Source organism: Suttonella sp. (assembly GCF_056855035.1).
Map to the genome: position 1 here is coordinate 17,014 of NZ_JBXGGR010000020.1, position 19,206 is coordinate 36,219.

At 50.9% G+C, this 19,206-nt stretch carries 20 protein-coding genes and 1 pseudogene; 10 read left to right on the forward strand and 11 right to left on the reverse strand.

What is annotated here, in order from left to right; translation table 11 throughout:
* Positions 1 to 9 precede the first annotated feature (9 nt).
* The 6 genes from ACJHVI_RS02040 to rpsB all read right to left on the reverse strand — a co-directional run bounded on the left by ACJHVI_RS02040 (position 10) and on the right by rpsB (position 4,704).
* On the reverse strand, positions 10 to 843 hold the full coding sequence (locus ACJHVI_RS02040) for a phosphatidate cytidylyltransferase (RefSeq protein WP_483182925.1): 834 nt from the start codon (positions 841 to 843) through the stop codon (positions 10 to 12).
* A 10-nt stretch (positions 844 to 853) separates the two neighbouring features.
* On the reverse strand, positions 854 to 1,570 hold the full coding sequence (uppS, locus tag ACJHVI_RS02045) for a polyprenyl diphosphate synthase (protein ID WP_483182927.1): 717 nt from the start codon (positions 1,568 to 1,570) through the stop codon (positions 854 to 856).
* Positions 1,570 to 2,127, reverse strand: a complete 558-nt coding sequence (frr, locus tag ACJHVI_RS02050; RefSeq protein ID WP_483182928.1) for a ribosome recycling factor — start codon at positions 2,125 to 2,127, stop codon at positions 1,570 to 1,572. The genes uppS and frr overlap by 1 nt, the downstream gene beginning before the upstream one ends.
* Positions 2,128 to 2,136: 9 nt before the next feature.
* Positions 2,137 to 2,865 (reverse strand): UMP kinase, encoded by a 729-nt coding sequence (gene pyrH, locus ACJHVI_RS02055; protein WP_483182930.1) that lies wholly within the window; start codon positions 2,863 to 2,865, stop codon positions 2,137 to 2,139.
* A 138-nt stretch (positions 2,866 to 3,003) separates the two neighbouring features.
* Entirely contained in the window at positions 3,004 to 3,885 is an 882-nt protein-coding gene (tsf, locus tag ACJHVI_RS02060) for a translation elongation factor Ts (RefSeq protein WP_483182932.1), read from the reverse strand.
* 48 nt (positions 3,886 to 3,933) lie between these two features.
* Positions 3,934 to 4,704, reverse strand: a complete 771-nt coding sequence (gene rpsB / locus ACJHVI_RS02065) for a 30S ribosomal protein S2 (protein ID WP_483182934.1) — start codon at positions 4,702 to 4,704, stop codon at positions 3,934 to 3,936.
* Between the two features lie 273 nt (positions 4,705 to 4,977).
* Here rpsB and map point away from each other — a divergent pair, with 273 nt between their 5' ends.
* Genes map through ACJHVI_RS02080 form a run of 3 tightly spaced genes read left to right on the forward strand, consistent with a single transcriptional unit; the run spans position 4,978 to position 8,473 of the window.
* Complete coding sequence (gene map, locus ACJHVI_RS02070; RefSeq protein ID WP_483182937.1) at positions 4,978 to 5,769, forward strand: type I methionyl aminopeptidase; 792 nt, start codon at positions 4,978 to 4,980, stop codon at positions 5,767 to 5,769.
* On the forward strand, positions 5,744 to 8,281 hold the full coding sequence (gene glnD, locus ACJHVI_RS02075; RefSeq protein ID WP_483182939.1) for a [protein-PII] uridylyltransferase: 2,538 nt from the start codon (positions 5,744 to 5,746) through the stop codon (positions 8,279 to 8,281). The genes map and glnD overlap by 26 nt, the downstream gene beginning before the upstream one ends.
* 9 nt (positions 8,282 to 8,290) lie before the next feature.
* Entirely contained in the window at positions 8,291 to 8,473 is a 183-nt protein-coding gene (locus ACJHVI_RS02080; protein ID WP_115218589.1) for a hypothetical protein, read from the forward strand.
* Between the two features lie 11 nt (positions 8,474 to 8,484).
* On the opposite strand, the gene ACJHVI_RS02085 is transcribed toward ACJHVI_RS02080, so the two are convergent.
* From ACJHVI_RS02085 to ACJHVI_RS02095, 3 genes are all read right to left on the reverse strand, one after another.
* Complete coding sequence (locus ACJHVI_RS02085) at positions 8,485 to 9,699, reverse strand: aromatic amino acid transport family protein (RefSeq protein WP_483182941.1); 1,215 nt, start codon at positions 9,697 to 9,699, stop codon at positions 8,485 to 8,487.
* 64 nt (positions 9,700 to 9,763) lie between these two features.
* The gene (prmB, locus tag ACJHVI_RS02090) at positions 9,764 to 10,663 is read right to left on the reverse strand and encodes a 50S ribosomal protein L3 N(5)-glutamine methyltransferase (protein ID WP_483182943.1); all 900 of its coding nucleotides are present in this window, start codon (positions 10,661 to 10,663) and stop codon (positions 9,764 to 9,766) included.
* A gap of 48 nt (positions 10,664 to 10,711) precedes the next feature.
* Entirely contained in the window at positions 10,712 to 11,182 is a 471-nt protein-coding gene (locus ACJHVI_RS02095; RefSeq protein ID WP_483182945.1) for a PTS sugar transporter subunit IIA, read from the reverse strand.
* A gap of 125 nt (positions 11,183 to 11,307) precedes the next feature.
* Here ACJHVI_RS02095 and hslV point away from each other — a divergent pair, with 125 nt between their 5' ends.
* From hslV to mutY, 6 genes are all read left to right on the forward strand, one after another.
* A complete protein-coding gene (gene hslV, locus ACJHVI_RS02100) occupies positions 11,308 to 11,850 on the forward strand; it encodes an ATP-dependent protease subunit HslV (RefSeq protein WP_483182947.1) in 543 nt (180 codons plus the stop codon).
* Positions 11,850 to 13,220, forward strand: a complete 1,371-nt coding sequence (hslU, locus tag ACJHVI_RS02105) for an ATP-dependent protease ATPase subunit HslU (RefSeq protein ID WP_483182949.1) — start codon at positions 11,850 to 11,852, stop codon at positions 13,218 to 13,220. Before hslV ends, hslU begins: the two co-directional genes overlap by 1 nt.
* 74 nt (positions 13,221 to 13,294) lie before the next feature.
* Complete coding sequence (locus ACJHVI_RS02110) at positions 13,295 to 13,903, forward strand: superoxide dismutase (RefSeq protein ID WP_483182951.1); 609 nt, start codon at positions 13,295 to 13,297, stop codon at positions 13,901 to 13,903.
* Between the two features lie 57 nt (positions 13,904 to 13,960).
* The gene (gloA, locus tag ACJHVI_RS02115) at positions 13,961 to 14,446 is read left to right on the forward strand and encodes a lactoylglutathione lyase (protein WP_483182952.1); all 486 of its coding nucleotides are present in this window, start codon (positions 13,961 to 13,963) and stop codon (positions 14,444 to 14,446) included.
* Between the two features lie 204 nt (positions 14,447 to 14,650).
* Positions 14,651 to 15,508 (forward strand): EamA family transporter, encoded by an 858-nt coding sequence (locus tag ACJHVI_RS02120; RefSeq protein WP_483182953.1) that lies wholly within the window; start codon positions 14,651 to 14,653, stop codon positions 15,506 to 15,508.
* The gene (mutY, locus tag ACJHVI_RS02125; protein WP_483182955.1) at positions 15,505 to 16,545 is read left to right on the forward strand and encodes an A/G-specific adenine glycosylase; all 1,041 of its coding nucleotides are present in this window, start codon (positions 15,505 to 15,507) and stop codon (positions 16,543 to 16,545) included. The genes ACJHVI_RS02120 and mutY overlap by 4 nt, the downstream gene beginning before the upstream one ends.
* Before the next feature lie 103 nt (positions 16,546 to 16,648).
* On the opposite strand, the gene ACJHVI_RS02130 is transcribed toward mutY, so the two are convergent.
* A protein-coding gene (locus ACJHVI_RS02130) for an IS5 family transposase (protein ID WP_483182957.1) occupies positions 16,649 to 17,415 on the reverse strand; the annotation gives its coding sequence in 2 pieces (ribosomal slippage) (positions 16,649 to 17,040 and positions 17,040 to 17,415; 768 coding nt in all).
* A gap of 256 nt (positions 17,416 to 17,671) precedes the next feature.
* On the opposite strand from ACJHVI_RS02130, the gene ACJHVI_RS02135 reads away from it, so the two are divergent.
* On the forward strand, positions 17,672 to 18,250 hold the full coding sequence (locus tag ACJHVI_RS02135) for a hypothetical protein (protein ID WP_483182959.1): 579 nt from the start codon (positions 17,672 to 17,674) through the stop codon (positions 18,248 to 18,250).
* A gap of 360 nt (positions 18,251 to 18,610) precedes the next feature.
* On the opposite strand, the pseudogene ACJHVI_RS02140 reads toward ACJHVI_RS02135, so the two are convergent.
* Positions 18,611 to 19,057 (reverse strand): annotated as a pseudogene (locus tag ACJHVI_RS02140) (MBL fold metallo-hydrolase); the annotation flags it as partial.
* Positions 19,058 to 19,206 lie beyond the last annotated feature (149 nt).

Here is a 19,206-nt window from a genome sequence, read left to right on the forward strand (position 1 = left end):
CCTAATTATTTAAATCATACGCAACCATTCGAAAGTCAGTGCCCATATAACAATGGCGGGCAGCCAACTGTCGATGCGGTCGTAAACGCCGCCATGTCCCGGCATGATGCGTCCGCTGTCTTTCACACCGGCGCGGCGTTTTAATAAACTTTCATACAAATCGCCTAAAGCGGCATAGACCAATGCCGCAAGGCTCGAAACGAAAAAGAGTATTTTTGCCGAAAAACTCTGCAATAAAGGGTGATCGGAAAAGCAAAACAGCCACAAAAGTGTGCATAAAGCGGCTAAAAGCAAGCCGCCGACAAAGCCTTCCCAGGTTTTATTCGGGCTGATTTGCGGTGAAAACGGCGTTTTGCCAATCTGCTTGCCGATAAAATACGCCCCCGCATCGCTTGCCCAAATCAACACCAATAAAGTTAAGAGTCCGATACCTGCCACCGCTTGATAGACCCGCATGACTGCCACTGCAAAAGCCAAATGAAAAATAAGGCATAGCAGCGCGAAATAACGGTCGCGACCTTTAGACAAGGTTTGAAAACGGTAGGTTTTCAATACATAGGGAACCGCCAACAGCCAAAGCAAAGCGCTGATATATAAAATCCCCGTCGCCGCCGCAGTCAGCGGAAAAAAGAACAATAAGGCGGCGCTTAATAAGCCGTTCAAGCCTACATACATCCACAAATTGCTCGGACGCAGGGCGAAATCAAACATTTTGCCCGCCTCATAGGCCGTCAAGCTCAAGGTCGCCAGCCAAAACAATTTAAACAGCCCGACAGGCGCGAGCAATAGCATGCTAATAAACAGCGGTATGGCGATAAGGGCAGAGATAATGCGCTGTTTCATAAATCATCCTTTAAGTCGTACATAATGCGCCGAAACGCCGCTCGCGTTGCGCATAAGCGGCTAAAGCGCGTTGAAATTCCTGTTCGTCGAAATCCGGCCATAGGGTTTCTGTGAAATACAGCTCCGCATATGCCAATTCCCATAGTAAAAAATTGCTAATCCGCATCTCGCCGCTACTGCGAATCAGCAAATCCACCGGCGGCAAATCCGCAATCGGGCGTGCCGCCTCAAAATCTTGCAGCGATAATTCTTCCGACAGCTCTCCGGCTTGCGCCTGCGCCAATAAATTGCGGCAGGTTTGCAAAATTTCCCATTGTCCGCTGTAATTCAGGGCAAAAATCAGCTGCATGCCCGTACAATCCGCCGTCAATGACTCCGCTGCGTCAAATTGGCGGCACATCTCTTCGCTCAATCGCTCTCTTGAGCCTAAAATCCGCATGCGAATATTTTGCGCTTTCAGGCGCTGCGACTTTTCGGCGATGCTGCGCCGAATTACGTCCATAATCAGCTCGACTTCCGCCGCCGGACGATTCCAATTCTCGGTGCTAAAAGCAAATAAGGTCAGCGTGTCGATCCCTGCCTGCACGGCGGCGGCGACAATCTTATCGACGCTCTTGCGCCCTGCGCGATGCCCGAAGCTGCGCGGCTGCATTCTTTGCTTTGCCCAACGTCCGTTGCCGTCCATAATGACGGCAACATGCGCAGGAACGGCGGATAATTCCGTCATTACATTTCCATCAGTTCTTTTTCTTTTGCCGCCAGAGCCGCATCGATTTTCTCGACGTGCTTGTCGGTCAGCTTCTGCACTTCGGTTTCGCCGCGGCGTTGATCGTCTTCGGAAATCTGCTTATCCGCAAGCAATTTGGCAATCTCATTATTGGCATCGCGGCGGATATTGCGCACCGCGACTTTGGCATCTTCGCCTTCTTTTTTCACGACTTTAACCATCTCTTTGCGGCGCTCCTCGGTTAAAGGCGGCAAATTGATATGAATATTCTGCCCTGCGGTATTCGGCGTTAATCCCAAATCGGAATTGATAATGGCTTTTTCAATTTTGCTGACCATATCGCGCTCCCAGATTTGAATCATCAGGGTGCGGTAATCGCTGACGCTCACATTCGCCGCCTGCGACAAAGGCACCATCGCCCCGTAATATTCCACTTCGATATGATCGAGCAAGCCCACATTGGCGCGCCCTGTGCGGATTTTGCTTAAAGCCACGTCCAATGACTGCAAAGACTTATTCATACGCTCGTCAGCGTCTTTAAAAATCGGATCTAACATTTTCTCTCCTTAAGAATGAATCACGGTTCCCACAGCCTCGTCAAAGACCGCGCGGATAATTTCATCAGGTTTGGTCATATCGAAAACCAATAAAGGCATTTCATTATCACGACACATCACGATAGACGTCGCATCCATCACCTGCAAATTCTCTTCCAAAACCTGCTGATAGCTCATTTCGGCATATTTTACCGCATCGGCATGTTTTTTCGGATCTTTGGAATAGACACCATCAACCTTCGTCGCCTTAAACATGGCATCTACTTCCAATTCAATCGCGCGCAAACTCGCCGCCGAATCTGTGGTGAAGAAAGGATTGCCCGTTCCTGCGGCACAGATAACGACCCTGCCCTTTTCCAAATGGCGAATCGCGCGGCGGCGGATAAAAGGTTCGCAAACCTCGTCCACGCGCAGAGCCGACATCACGCGCACCGGCACTTCGAGCTGTTCCAAAGCGTCCTGCATCGCCAAAGCATTCATCAGCGTCGCCAGCATACCCATATGATCGCCGGCAACGCGCTCCATGCCTAAAGCTGCTAATTGCGCGCCGCGGAACAAATTGCCGCCGCCGATGACAATCGCAATTTCCACGCCTGCGCGATTCAATACTGCAATCTCGCCGGCAATGCGGCGCACCACATTGGCATCCAAGCCGAACTGCTGCTCGCCCATCAAAGCCTCGCCGCTCATTTTCAACAAAATACGGCGATATTTCGGCGTTTTATTCTCTACATTCATGCGAACCTTCTTTTGCTACTCTAGGATATGGCGCGCTATTTTACACACTCTCAGCCATGCGTCATAGACCGCGGGAAAAATGCCTTGGCAGCGATAAAAAAACCGCCAGCAAGCGGCGGTTTCGGCAAGCGAAAAGTCTTATTGACCTTTTGCCTGCGCCATGACTTCGGCAACGAAATCAGATTCTTCTTTTTCAATGCCTTCGCCTAATTCATAGCGAACATATTGAATGACTTTGGCATTTTTGCGCTTCAGCAATTCTTCGATAGTAATGTCTTGGTCTTTGATGAATTTTTGTCCGAGCAAAGTTACTTCGCTGAACAATTTTTTCATCGCGCCTTCCACCATTTTTTCAATCACATTCGCCGGTTTGCCGGAATCTTGTGCTTTACTGCGGTGGATTTCGTTTTCACGATCCAAGAAATCCTGCGGCAGAGATTGCGCGTCTAAAGCAATCGGATTGCCTGCGGCAACCTGCATCGCCAAATCTTTGGCCAATTCCGCGTCGCCGCCTTCGATTTCCACCAAAACACCGATTTTCTTGCCATGCAGATAAGCCCCTAAAGTGCCTGCGGCGGTTTTTAAGGTAATCACGCGGCGCACCGACATATTTTCGCCAATTTTGGCAATCAACTCACGGCGGCGGTCGTCAATGCTGACGCCATTGGCAAATTCAGCGGCAGACAAGGCTTCCACATTGGTCAATCCTTGCTCGCGCGCCACTTCCGCCACACGTTTTGCAAAGGCTTGGAATTCATCGCCCATGGCTACGAAATCGGTTTCGCAGTTCACTTCAGCCAAAGTAATTTCTTTGTTATCGGCGCTGGCCGAGAATACCAAAGTGCCTTCGGCAGCAATACGACCGGCTTTTTTATCCGCTTTCGCCAAACCGGTTTTACGCATATGGTCAACGGCCGCTTCAATATCGCCATTGGTTTCGACGAGCGCTTTTTTGCACTCCATCATGCCTGCGCCGGTACGCTCACGCAGTTCTTTCACTAATTGTGCAGAAATAGACATACTTTCTCCTTCAAAAAGACGGCGCTGCAAAAACAGCGCCTTAGATAATTATTCGGCGTCTTCTTGTGCCGCTTCTTCAGCTTTGTTTACGCTTTCTTCCAGCTTCTCCGCCGCATCTTCTTGACCGCGGTTGACCGCAGTGCGTTTTGCCGCTTCTACCGCATCGGCAACAGATTCAACATACAGACGAATCGCGCGCACAGAGTCGTCATTGCCCGGAATGATGTAATCCACGCCGTCGATATTGCCGTTGGTATCGACTACGCCGATAACCGGAATGCCCAATTTGCGCGCTTCTTGAATGGCGATGTCTTCATGACCTACGTCAATAACGAACAATACGTCAGGCAATTGCTTCATGTTACGGATGCCTGATAAGACACGCGCTAATTTTTCGCGCTCGCGCTCGATGATGATGACTTCTTTTTTTGCTAATTTGGCATAAGTGCCGTCTTCGCTCATTTTTTCAATTTCTTCTAAGCGACGAATAGATTGGCGGATGGTTTTGAAGTTTGTCATCATGCCGCCCAACCAGCGGAAATTGACATAAGGCATGCCGCAGCGGCTGGCTGCTTTTTCAACGGCTTCGGAAGCGCTGCGCTTCGTGCCGACAAACATGACGCGTCCGCCGTTAGCGACAACCGTGCCTAAGAAATTCAAGGCATCGTTGAGCATCGGGACGGTTTTTTCCAAGTTAATGATATGAATGTCGCCACGCTTGCCGTAGATGTAAGGTGCCATTTTCGGATTCCAAAAACGGGTGCGATGACCAAAGTGAGCGCCTGCTTCAAAGAGTTCGCGCATGCTAACTTGACTCATTAAATACTCCATAATTAAAGGGTTAAGCCTCCAAACGCCTGCCCTGCTCAACGCGTTTTACGCGCACCCAAGCAGAGGATTTCAGCGTTTGTGTGTTTTCGATTTGCCTTTCGGCGGCGTGCTTTATACCATAGCCGCTTGTTTTTACCAAATTCTCTCGCATTCGGGCAGAGAGCATAGCGGCGCAGTCGGATATTTTTTCTCTTAATAATCATCATCCAAAGCGCCACTCCGCCCACACGGACAACAGGTCTTAACAGACAAAGGACTTTTATGAGCATCATCATTAAAAACGCGGACGAGATTGCCAAAATGCGCGTCGCCGGCCGCTTGGCAGCCGATGTATTAGATATGATCGGCGCGCATGTCAAAGCCGGCATCAGCACGGAAGCCTTGGACGACATCTGCGCGCAATATATTGCCGAGCGCGGTTCCGTCTCGGCTTGTCTGGGCTATGGCACGCCGCCCTACCCCAAGCATACCTGCATTTCGGTCAATCACGTAATTTGCCACGGCATTCCCAATGAGAAAAAACTCAAAAACGGCGATATTTTGAATATCGACGTTACCGTCATCGTGGACGGTTTTCACGGCGATACCAGCCGCATGTATATGGTCGGCGAACCCAGCATTCTTGCCAAACGGCTGGTACAAAAGACTTACGAAGCCATGTGGGTGGGCATTAAAATGGTCAAACCCGGGGTACGCTTGGGCGATATCGGGCATGCGATTCAAAAATTTGCCGAAGCCGAGCGCTTTTCCGTCGTACATGAGTTTTGCGGACACGGCATCGGGCGCGGCTTTCATGAAGAGCCGCAAGTTTTGCATTACGGCAAACCCGATACAGGAGTGGTCTTGGAAGCCGGCATGACTTTTACCATCGAGCCGATGATTAATGCCGGCGCAAGACATTTACGCATCTTGCCCGACGGCTGGGTCGCCGTAACCAAAGACCGCTCGCTGTCCGCACAATGGGAACATATGCTTGCCGTAACCGACACAGGCTACGAAATCTTTACTCTCAGCCAAGCCGAACGCGATGCAGGCATCAGCGCCATCAATTGATTTTCCTTATTTTTCGGCGGCAGAAGCGCCGCTTTTGCCGTCGGATTATTGCCGCTTTGCCAAAACTTTCTTAGACAATCTCAGTCATCAACAAATCGCCGCGCTCTGCGCGGATTTTCCCGTTGCGGCGTGGATTGCGCATCGCAGCGAACAAATCGACTGTATCTTACAGGGGCTGCATGCCCGTTATCCGCAACGCGACAGCATCAGCCTCATCGCCATTGGCGGCTACGGGCGCGCGGAACTCTTCCCGCATTCCGACATCGATTTGCTCATCCTCTGCCCCGAAGGACAGCAATCCCAAGCCGAGGATTTCATCCGACTCTTATGGAATTTGGGCATCGACATCGCCCACAGCGTGCGCAGCCTTAGCCAATGTCGGCAAGACCTTGCCGCAGACCACAGCTTTCTTACCGCCCTGCTGGAGCAAAGATTTCTCTGCGGCGATGCCGAGCTTGCCGCACATATCCGCCTACTCTCGCCGACAACGGTCGAACAGAAAGGCTTTCTTGCGGCAAAACTGAACGAACAGAAACAACGCGACGCACGGCAAATTTCCCTAGGACGCTTGGAGCCGAACATTAAAACCGATCCCGGCGGATTGCGCGATATTCATATGATTGGCTGGGTACAGCGCTATTGCTTAGGGCAACAAAATTGGCAAGAGCTTCTCCGACCTGCCGAATATCGGCAACTGATGGACAGCCGCGACATACTGTGGCGCATCCGCTTCAGCCTGCATCTGTGCATCAAGCGTCCCAAAGACGTGCTGTCCTTTGAAGCGCAAAAACAGCTCGCCGCGCAATTCGGCTTCAAAGGCGAATTAGCCATTGCTGTTCAGGAATTTATGCGCCTGTATTACATCAGCGCCCTGCATATCCGCCGCCTCAACCGACTGGCGATGAAACTCTGCGACGAAATCCTGAACAGCCCTGTTCTCATTCAACCTTTGGACGAAGATTTTATCTTGCGCAATCAGCGCTTAGCCCTGAAAAACCCGCAAAAACTCTCTACCGAACCCGCATTTGTGTGGCAAATTTTCCTGCGTTTGCTCTCCCGCCCCGACATTGACAGCCTCTCGCCGCAACTGGGCAGGCAATTGCGCGAAGAATATGCGCAATATTTCATGCTCGAACAAGACATGCAATCGCACGCCGCCTTTTTGCAACTTCTCAGCCAAGACGGCAATCTTTACCGCGAAATCCGCCGCATTCACCGCTACGGCTTGCTCAGCCGCTATTTGCCGCCCTTCCGCCACATCGTCGGACAAATGCAATACGATCTCCTGCACGAATACACCGTTGACCAGCACAGTCTGCGCCTGTTCTATTTTCTCGACCTTTTCAAACAATCCTGCCCGCAATACCCCGAAGCACAGCGCATCATGCACAATCTCGAACGCCCTGCCATTCTCTATCTTGCCGCACTTTTGCACGACATCGGCAAAGGCCGCCAAGGCGATCACAGCCGCATCGGCGCAGACATTGCCGCCGACTATGCCGCGCACAATCCCTGTCTCAGCGCCGAAGAAGGCGAACTGCTCGTTTTCCTCGTCCGCCAACATCTGCAACTCTCGCTCACGGCACAAAAAAAAGACCTGAGCAATCCGCAAATCATCGCCGATTTTGCCGCTCTCTTTCCTCAACCTGAGTATTTGGACTACCTCTATTTGCTCACCTTGGCGGACATCTCCGCCACCAACGGCAAACTGTGGAACAGCTGGCGCGCCGGACTGATGCACAATCTCTACCGCCTGACGCGCGAACATTTGCAGGCAAAGCACCCCAGCCACGACCGCCATATTCAGCAATTGCAAGCCGCCGCACTCGTGCTGGCACCTCAACAAGCCGCCGCCTTAAAGCAACTGTGGACGACCTTGCCCGCCGCCTTTTTCAGCAATGAAAGCCCCGCCATCATCCTTGCCAAAAGTCGGGCATTGCTCAATCCCGAAGAAGAAAACACCGTTATCGCCCTCGACAGCGCCAACCAACGCTTATTTATCGCAGCGAAACAGCCGCCCGACATCGTTTTCGCCCATATCAGCCATTATTTGGAAAAAGAAGGATTTGATATTGTAGAAGCCCGCCTCTACCGCCAAAACCATGCGCAGGCGCGTACCTTGCAGCAATACAGCCTAAACGGACAAACACCGCTGAATGCGGCAATGATTCAAGTCTTGAAAAACAGTATTCAATCCGATGCGCAGCCGCAAGTGCCGAGTCCACGCCTGAATAACCCTGCGCTCAAACATTTTGCCGCCGCGCCGCGCATCAGCTTCCGCCATCATGCGCGCCATAGCGAAATGGAGCTTATCTGCACCGACCGCCACGGATTGCTGTCCTTAATCAGCTGCGTGCTGCTCGAACAGCATATCCATCTCAGCCATGCTAAAATCGCCACTTTCGGCGAACGCGTGGAAGACAGTTTCTATCTCAGCGACCGTCACGGCAATGCCTTGGACGCGCCCGCCGCAGAAGCCCTGCGCCGCCGCCTCTTGCAACTCTTAGAATAAGGAAAACCCATGGACGCACTTGCCCTTGTCTCGATTTTTATCATCATTGTTTATCTGTTCAGCCGCGTCAAACAGCACGGCAGCATCAAAGCCCTATTTGAGCACAGCCGCAATCAACCACAGCATTGGGACAGCTTCGCCCTGCTGATGGGCGGCGTATTATTGTTTACCTATATTCTAATCAAACTCTAAAGCGCGGCGGATTAAGCCACCACCTCGGGCAAATAGCCGGCGCGGATGAAAAACGGCACATTCACAATCAATAAGCCCAAAACAATAATCAGCCATAACAGCCAATTGCCGCCCCATAGGCGGTAAGGCAAATGCGGATACTGACGGCGCGCCTTCCAAACCAAAGCCGCCGGCAACACGACCGCGTAAAAGACGAACATTTGGCTGGCATACTGCAAAGCCTGAATAAAGCCTTCCGGATAAAAAAGCGCGAACAGCAAAGGCAGGGCGAAAGTCAGCACGCCCAATAACAGGCGCTTGGCTTTAAAGCCGAAAGCGTGCTGCAACATGTCTTCAATCGTTTCAAACAAGCCCAATGCCACGCCTAAAAAAGAAGTCACCAAAGCCAAAACCGAAAACATCTGCAAAATCTTGGCGATTCGCGCGCTGCCGGTAATCTCTTCCACCGCGCTCAACATGCCGCCTAAAGTGGGATCATTTTTCAAAATCTCGACAAAAGCCGCCTGCGTCAACACGCCGTGCGTACCCAATTGCCAAAGCATATAGACCGATAAAGTAATGCTTGTGCCGGTTAAAATCGCGATACGCAAAGCCTTCACATCGCCGTTTAAATATTTGTTAAAACTAGGAATCGAGCCATGAAAACCGAAAGAGGTAAAAAAGACGGGACAGGCAGAAATTATCAAAGCCTTATCCAAAGGCATGGCGGATAAATTCTGCATCGACACTTCCGGCATCATCACAATCAGCACAAAAACCAATACCGCCAACATGCTGTAAAACAAGAGACGGTTCAAACCGTCAATCACCAAAGTTCCCAAGACCACCACTGCGCCCAGCAGCAAGGTAAACAGCAAGACCGAGACAATCTTATGCGTCTGCGCATCGCCCATCGGCGGCAGATAGGCGGCTAAAATGCTGCCGCCGCCGGTCATATAAGCCGCCAATAAAGCGAAGAGAAAAATCAGCATGACTGCGGTAGATACAATTCTGCCGAAGCGGCCGAAATATTTGGCGCTTAAGGTGCCGATGCCGGCATCTGCCGGCACGGTTTGATACACTTCTACGAATAATAAAGCGCTGAAACTCAGCATCGCCCAAATCAGAATCAGCAAAACAGCGGTGGCGGCAAAACCGATACCCGCCGAAGTCAGCGGCATTGCCAGCATGCCGGCGCCGATCATCGTGCCGGATACCAATAAAGTCGTGCCTAAAGTCTTATTCATCTCTTGCTCCTATGCGTATGATTTCTCTATTAAGCCCGAATCACAAAGGCTGTGCCGGCGGCGTTTAAAGCAATCCTGCCTCGCGCCAAGCCAATAATTCATCGCGACTGACCGCCAATACGCCCTCGCCGCCGCGTTCAAATTCAATCCAATCAAAACCGATTTCCGGATAAGCGGTTTCAAGATTCTGCCAACTCATGCCAACTTCCAAAATTAAAACGCCGTTTTCGCTCAAATAATCCGCCGCTTGGGCGAGAATCTTGCGGCTCAAATCCAAGCCGTCCGCGCCGGAAGTCAGGGCAAGGCGCGGTTCATGTAAAAATTCCGCTGCAATCTCCTGCATTTCCGACTCTTCTACATAGGGCGGATTGCATAGAATCCAATCAAATTCCCCGCTCACGCCGCTAAACAAATCGCTTTGTACCGTCTCGATGCCATAGCCGCTCATATTGGCGCGCGCCAAATTGATTTCTGCCACCGCCAAAGCATCGGCATTGATATCGCTCAACAGCACTTCCGCTTGCGGATAACGGTATTTCGCCAACATGCCGATACAGCCGCTGCCGCAGCACAAATCCAAAATACGCTGCGGCTCGCCGCCCTGCCAATAAGGCTGCAAATCGCGCTCTATCAACTCCGCAATCGGCGAACGCGGAATCAAAGCGCGTTCGTCAATATAAAATTCATAGCCGCCGTAAAGCGTGCGCTTGCTTAAATAGGGTGCGGGAATACGCTGCGTGACGCGTTTGTCGATTGCGGCAGCCAATGCCTCTTTTTCCGCCTTCGTGAGGCGGGTCTGCAAATACAGCGGCTGCAAATCAAAAGGCAGTTTTAATATGCCTAAGACCAATGCGGCGGCTTCGTCAAGGGCATTGTCAGTGCCATGCCCGTAATAAATGTCGTGGCGGGCAAACTCGCTGGCGGCATAGCGCAGATAATCCAAAGCGGTGTGTAAATTTTCCATATGATTCCCTGACAAGATTCCCGAATGAAAAGGCGCGACCTAATCGCCTCAAACGAAATAAGGGCATTTTTGGCTGACTTCCACGCCTTGCCCCAGTGCATTGGTAAAAATAACCGGCACCAAGGTGGATAAACCGGCAGCTTTTACCACTTCCCAATCCACGCGCACCAAGGCTTGCCCGACATGCACGGCTTCTCCTTGCGAGACGAGGGCGGTAAATCCGCGTCCCTGCAAACTGACGGTATCGATGCCGATATGAATCAAGACCTCTAAACCATTATCGGCAAGCAGAGACACCGCATGCAAAGTGCTGAACAGCTCGCTAATCACGCCGTCGACAGGCGAAAGAATTTCATCGCCGACGGCATCAATGGCAAAACCCGCTCCCAAAGAGCCGCTGGCAAAAGCCGGATCAGGTACTTTATCCAAACTAATGATGTCGCCTGCCACAGGCATTTGCCAATTTTCGGGAATGGTGCGGCGTTTTTCGCGTTTAAAAATTTTATCGATGAATGACATTTCCTTCTCCCAATCTTGATTCATGCGCGTTTATACCGCATAAATTACCATTCGTAAATGCCTTGCGCTTGAAAAATTCTCCCTCTGTCGCCACATCGGCAGAAATTCAGAAAATAGGACTTTTTATGTTTGATGCACATTCCACAACCATACTTTCCGTGCGCCGCGGCCGCCATGTGGCGATAGCGGGCGACGGGCAAGTCTCGCTGGGGCAGACGATTATGAAAGGCAATGCGCGCAAAATCCGCCGCCTCTACCGCGGGCAGGTTTTGGCGGGCTTTGCCGGCGCTACCGCCGATGCCTTCACTTTATTCGAATTATTTGAAGCCAAATTAGAAGCGCAGGACGGACAATTGCTGCGCGCGGCGGTCGAAATGGCGAAGGAATGGCGTACTGACCGCGCCCTACGCCGCTTAGAAGCCATGCTGATTGTGGCAAATCAGGAACATACCCTGATTTTATCAGGCAACGGCGATGTGGTAGAAACCGAAGACGATATCGCCGCCATCGGCTCGGGCGGCATGTACGCCCTTTCGGCGGCACGCGCCCTCTTCCACAACACCGATATGCCGGCGAACGAGATTGCCGTCAAGAGCTTGAATATCGCCGCCAATATTTGCGTTTATACTAATCACAACATCATCTTAGACGAATTAAAGGACGAATAATGGATAAATCAGACAATGAGTACCGCGACCTCAATATGACGCCACGCGAAATCGTGGAAGAACTCGACCGCCATATTGTCGGACAAAAAGAAGCCAAACGCGCGGTAGCTAATGCCATGCGCAACCGCTGGCGCCGCCGCCAAATCGGCGAACCGCTGCAAAGCGAAATCACGCCGAAAAACATTCTGATGATCGGACCGACCGGCGTCGGCAAAACCGAAATTGCGCGCCGTTTGGCGAAATTGGCGGAAGCGCCCTTTGTCAAAGTCGAAGCCACCAAATTTACCGAAGTCGGCTATGTGGGACGCGATGTGGACTCGATTATCCGCGATTTGGCGGAAACCTCGATTAAATTGGAGCGCGAACGCGCGCGCAAACGCGTGCAAAGCAAGGCGCGCGAGGTCGCCTTGGAGCGCGTCTTGGACGTACTCGTGCCGCCGACCAAAACCCCGACATGGTTTGAGGGCGAAGCGGAAAGCAGCGACAGCGACAATATCGCCCGCCGCACCTACCGCGAACGCATTCTGCGCGAAGAACTCAATGACAAAGTGATTGAAATCGAGCTGAGTGGCAACCGTGAAGCCCATTTTGAAGTCATGGCGCCCCCCGGCATGGAAGAAATGAGCAGCCAACTCAGCGAAATGTTCAAAACTTTGGGTAAGCAAAAGAAAAGCAAGCAGAAACTTACAATTGGCGAAGCCTTAGTTCAATTAGCCGAAGAAGAAGCGGAAAATCTGGTCTCTGACGAAGAAATCAAAAGCCTGGCGATAGCCAATGCGGAGCAAAACGGCATCGTCTTCATCGACGAAATCGACAAAGTCGCCAAACGCAGCGACGTGGGCGGAGCGGACGTCTCGCGCGAAGGCGTGCAGAGAGATTTGCTGCCGCTAGTGGAAGGCACGGCGGTATCGACTAAATACGGCGTGATTAAAACCGACCATATTCTCTTCATCGCCTCCGGCGCTTTCCATCTAGCAAAACCTTCGGATTTAGTAGCGGAATTGCAAGGACGGTTACCGGTGCGCGTGGAGTTGCAAGCCCTGAGCATTGAAGACTTCAAACGCATTCTGACCGAACCCGACGCTAGCCTGATTAAGCAATATACCGCCCTCTTTGCCACCGAAAATCTGCAACTGAATTTCACAGAAGACGGCATCGCGAAAATTGCGGAAATCGCCTATCAAGTCAATAAAAGCACGGAAAACATCGGTGCACGGCGCCTATACACGCTCATGGAACGCCTGACCAGCGATTTATCCTTTGCAGCGGCGGATCGCAGCGGCGACAGCATCACCGTTGACGCCTCTTATGTGGAAAAAACCTTGGGCGACATTTTCGGCAACGAAGATTTAAGCCGATTTATTTTATAAACGTAACTTGCCATCATTGATGAAAGAACTTATCTTGGCATCTGATGATAAACCACACTTAACAGGAGAAAACTATGAGCTATACTTTTCAAGATCTACCTTATGCTTACAATGCCTTAGAGCCGGTCATCGACGAAGCCACCATGCATTTGCATAAAGACAAACACCATAAAACCTATTTCGACAAATTCGTCGCCGCCATTGCGGAAACCAATTTCAACGGCAAATCTCTGCCTGAAATCTTTGCCAATATTTCCGCCCTAAGCCCGGCGATTCGCAACAACGGCGGCGGCTATTACAACCATGATTTATTTCTGAACGGTATGCGTGCGCCACAGGAAAACAATGCGCCTAGCGACGAACTGGCGAACGCCATCAATGCCGCCTTCGGCAGCTTTGAAGACTTCCAAAAAGCCTTTGCGGATGCGGCTGTCAACCAATTTGGCTCCGGCTGGGCATGGTTGTCGGTGCAAGACGGCAAATTAGTGGTTAGCAGCACCGCAAATCAAGACAATCCTTTAATGGATATTGCTGCCGTACGCGGTACACCAATATTGTGTTTAGACGTTTGGGAACACGCTTATTATCTGAACTACCAAAACAAACGCCCCGATTATGTGAACAATTGGTGGAAAGTGGTCAATTGGGACTACGTCAGCGAGCAATACGCCGCCGCCAAATAATTAACAAACAAGCAAAGCGCCTTTGGGCGTTTTTGCTTTTCAAACAAGGAGAAAATCATGAGCAATGCACCTAACGAAACCCAAGGCTTTGCCTTCGCCCACACCATGTTGCGCGTTAAAGATCTCGACAAATCTTTAGCCTTTTACACCGACATTCTGGGCATGAGCGTCATTCGTTTAAACCACTATGAGAACGGACAATTCAGTCTCTGCTTTCTGGCCTATCTCGCGCCTGACGAAAGCCTGCCCGAAGACGACGATGCCCGCCGCGAATGGCTCTCGACCCGCCGCGGCGTTTTAGAGCTTACCCATAACTGGGGCTCGGAAAAAGACGAAAATTTCTCTTACCACATCGGCAACGGTGAAAACGGCGGTTACGGACATATTGCCGTCAGCGTGCCGGATTTCGATGCGGCAATCGCTTGGCTGGATAAAAACAATGTGAAATTTAAAAAACGCCCTGAAGACGGACGCATGAACGATATCGCTTTTGTCTATGACCCGGACGGTTATTGGGTGGAAATCATCAAGCAGAAGCATTAATCTTCTGTTACTCTGTTACACGCTTTATTCAAAAGTCGGATACACTATCTGACTTTTTTGTGGTCAAAAACTATGTTTCAACACACAGAACAAGCATAAAGCGTCGCCCTAGGCGTTACCCTGAATTGGAAGGACTTACTACCGCTCTTCCAATTAAACTCTACCGCTATAAATAGCGGAATTTCAAGCAAAAAGGAATTTTTGATGAACTATTTGTTACTCAGCATTTGTTTCAGCGTTGCCGTTTCCGTCATGATTAAAATCTGGCGTGCACAGGGTATTTCTATCGAGCAAGCCATTTTTATGAACTACCCCACCGCCGCCTTGCTGACCTTCTTTATCTCCAAACCTAATCTGCAAGCCGCGGATAATTATTTGAGCCATTGGTGGCTGTTTGCCGCCTTGGGCATTTTGCTGCCTAGCATTTTTATCGTTTTGGGCAAATCGATTGAAAAAAACGGTATCGTGCGCACCGATGCCGCGCAAAGACTCTCCCTCATTATCAGCATCATCGCCGCCTTTTGGCTATTTAAGGACCAACTCAGCTATGCCAAAGCCATCGGTATTGCCCTGACCTTTATCGCCCTCATCCTATTGCTGAAAAGCGACAGCCAAAGCCGACAGCATGACTGGCTGTGGCTGATCGCCGTCTGGGGCGGTTACGGCGTGATTGACATCCTGCTCAAACGCATCTCGCTGGTGGCGGAGAAAAGTGCCCTCAGCACCCTCTTTATTACCTTTATCCTTGCCGCCTTGCTGATGCTCGCCTATCTGCTTATCATGCGCCGCCGTTTTGATTGGCGTTCCCTCGCCTGCGGCATCGTCTTAGGCATGCTCAATTTCGGCAATATCTTTACCTACATCCGCGCCCATCAAGTATTGAAATCACAAACCGCGCTGGTCTTTACCATCATGAATATCGGCGTGATACTGCTCGCTACCCTGCTCGGTCTGCTCTTTTTCAAAGAAACACTCAGCCGCCGCAATACGGCAGGCATTATCATCGCCGTGATTGCCGTATATGTACTGTATAACGGCAGCTATCTCTTAGGCGGCAAATGAGCGCCTTCGCACAGAAACTCATTGCTTGGCAAAGGCAGCACGGTCGGCATCATCTGCCTTGGCAATGCGATGACCCCTACCGCATTTGGCTGTCGGAAATCATGCTTCAGCAAACCCAAGTTGCCAGCGTCATCCCCTATTACCGGCGCTTTGTGCAAAGCTTTCCCGACGTACAAAGTCTGGTCGCCGCCACGCAGGAACAAGTGCTTGAGCATTGGAGCGGCTTGGGCTACTACGCCCGCGCCCGCAATCTGCACTACGCCGCCCAGCAAATCTGCCGCGATTTCGGCGGTCATTTTCCCCGCCATAGAGAAAGCTTAGAGCAATTAAAAGGCGTAGGCAGAAGCACGGCGGCGGCCATTGCCGTCTTTGCTTGGGGCGCGCGCGAAGCCATCTGCGACGGCAACGTCAAACGCGTATTGGCGCGCCATTTCGCCATTGATGCCGACATCAAATCTGCCAAATCGCAGGATATTTTTTGGCGGCAGGCCGAAACCCTTCTACCCCACAGTGCTGCCGATTTAAAAAGCTACACGCAGGGGCTGATGGATTTGGGCAGCCTCATCTGCAAACGCAGCCGCCCGCAATGCGGCGAATGTCCGCTTGCCGACGATTGCCAAGCCCTGCGCACAGACACCGTCGGCGAATATCCGAAAAAAAGCGCCGGCAGCAGCAAAAAAAGCCGCGACGGCTATTTTCTCTACTGTCGCCGCACAGACGGCAAAATCCTCTTCCGCCGCCGCGCAGAAACAGCCTTATGGGGCAATTTGTGGATACTGCCGTGGTTTGACAGCATTGAAGCCTTGCAAGACTATGCCCGAGAGCAAAACTTGCAAGCCCAATCCGCAGCGGCATTCGCCTTCTGTCATGTCTTTACGCACTACCGCCTCAATATTCATTACCAAAGCTATCACAGGCATCAAGACGAATTCTCGGATACGGATGCGGCAATGCGCTGGCTTGCACCGCAGGAAATTCACGGCGCCGCCCTGCCCGCTGCCATGAAAAAACTCATCGACCATATTTCCTCGGTATAAAAAAAAGCCCAAGCAACCATCTGCTTGGGCAAAACTTCCCTGTTTTCGGTATGAACCGACTCCTAGAATGTATAGAAAAGCGGCTAAACTTTAGATAGTGTAGTCACAATATTTTCAACCACATGGCAATAATCCGGATTTCTATTGCCGCAGCAAACGAAGCCAGTCTCTTCGCATAACGCGTGGCAATGCCCCGCCAGCGTTTGAAATCCAAAAAGCGATTCTCCACCAAATGGCGGTAACGGTACAGATAGCGGTCAAAAGGCAGTTGCTCCTTGCGATTGGCCTTGGGCGGGATAACGGCATCCATCCCCAGTGAGGCCGCCAAATTTCTGATCGCATCAGTGTCATAGGCTTTATCGGCCAACAACTTGCCGGCTGCCGTATCGGCAATCAGCGCTTCGGCAAACAGGCAGTCTGCCGCACTACCTTCGCTTAACACGAATTTTACCGGCATCCCGTGAGCATCCACCGCCAGATGCAGCTTGGTATTCAGCCCCCTTTTGTACGGCTCATGCCTTCATTGCCGCCTTTGGCTCCCGCCGCATAGGAATGAACCTTGATATGGGTGGCATCTACCATCAGCCATTCCATATCTTTTTCTCCCGCCAGGATGAGCATCAGCTTCGTCCAGATGCCTTTGTTGCGCCAACGGATAAAGCGACGGTGGGTGTTACTCCAGCCACCGTAATCGGGCGGAAGATCCCGCCAGGGTGCGCCGGTGCGCAGTATCCAGAAAACGGCATTGATGAATTGCCGGTTATCCACTGCCTGGCCGCCCCGGCTGCCTTTGCGTCCGGGCAGGTGGTTTTCAATCAGGTGCCATTGGTGGTCGGTTAAATCGTGGCGGCGGTGAGCGGGTTGTTTCATGGGGGGACCGTGAGATGTTTAGTGATGCAAGATAATCGCATACCTTGCGGTTTGTGACTACACTATCTAGCCTGAACAGTGCCAATATTAAAAATTCCTCGCCTGCATATATACATACATTTTTCCAAGAACTCATTTCATTCAGAAAATAAAACGACAAGTAAACAAATAATGGCAGCTGCCCAATATTGTCAGCTAAAAATCAGCAATATCTGTCGAAAATCCTTACAATAAGCCTTTCATCCTAGGAAATATCATGCAAGACGACATCGGACTCAACCGCCAAATCAGTATCATGCTGGTTCTCAACGCCCTGACAGGATTTCTCTACACCTCCCTGCCCAACACCTACATCGTCAAACAAAACGCCTATCCGATCAGCCTTATCGGCATGGCAGCCCTCGCCGCCTTAATCAGCTATTTCATCTGGCAATACGGCAAAAGCCACGCCAAACAGCAAGCCAAATACCAAGCGCAAAACAGCCCCGAAAGCCTATGGGAAAACAGCCTGAAATGGCTATTGCCGCTATGTTTCATTCCGCTATTCGCTGTTGTCGGCACCCGCGCGCTCATAGTGCTATGGGCGTATCAAGGCGAAATCGGCTATAGCGAAGCTAAGATTACGGCACATGCTCCCGCCGCACAAAGCAATTGGTGGACACTGGCATTCAATGCACCCTTTCAGCAAGACATTACTTTAGCGGTTAACCCCTACCTGCTCGAGCAATTCCGACAAGGCGACCGCATCCGCATCCAATACCGAGAAACCCCGCTGGCCTTTAATTTCACGAGCATCAACCACTACTGGCAAGTCGAAAAAATCAACGCTCGTTAAAACGCTCCAGCTGAAACATCACGCGATCGCCGCGATGATAAGTCGTACCTGAAAGCAATGACCGCCGCTGCCGCCGCATATCTACTCTCTCCCGCCGCCGATGCCGTAACAGGGCAAAATCTTAATCTCTGCGGCGGCGCCTCATTGCCGCATTAACAAGTTTATGAAAAAAGGAAAATAAACGATAAAATACAGATACACAGCGATAATCGGAGAAGTGAAAAAGTAGTACAAGGCAGAAGCCGCAGACAATACGGAGCGTACGGAAGATGAGCCAAGACCGTAATACTTTTTTAATGCTTCGACTATAGCATCAATTTTGCTTTTCAATTCAGATAGAAAGCCGCAGACAGCAGTGATTTATTGCCTTCTTAGGGACTTATCCGTCCACCACTCTTCGCCCACAAAATTATCGCTGTATTTCTCGCCCATTTTTGGCACATCAATGGCAAGATTATGGGTTTTGGCACTTTTGACCGCATTATCAATAGACTCATACCACGGATTTCGCCCCAAACTAAACACGCCCCAATGCATTGGCACCATTTTTTTGGCATTTAAATCAAGGCTTGCCTGCACCGATTGATGAGCGAACATATGCGTTTTTGGCCAGCCTGCGTTGGCGGCGTCAATCTCCATAAAGGAAAGGTCAAATTCGCCATATTTTTTGCCAATGTCGGCAAAATGCTGGGCATAACCCGTATCGCCACTCCAATACAGCCGTTTGCTCCCTTCAAAGACAAAAGACGCCCACAATGTTTTATTGCGGTCATTCGTCCAGCGTGATGAGTAGTGCTGAGTCGGCTCGGCGGTGAGTTTGCGGGCAAAGGGACATTTTAGGTGCTAAAAAGTTTGAAAAGCCTTATTCTGTAAGGCTTTTAGCGAGGTCAAAAGCTTTGAACACAAAAAATGCTTTTTCTGTGGCTCAAAACAGGTCAAAAAAGATGGCAGACAAA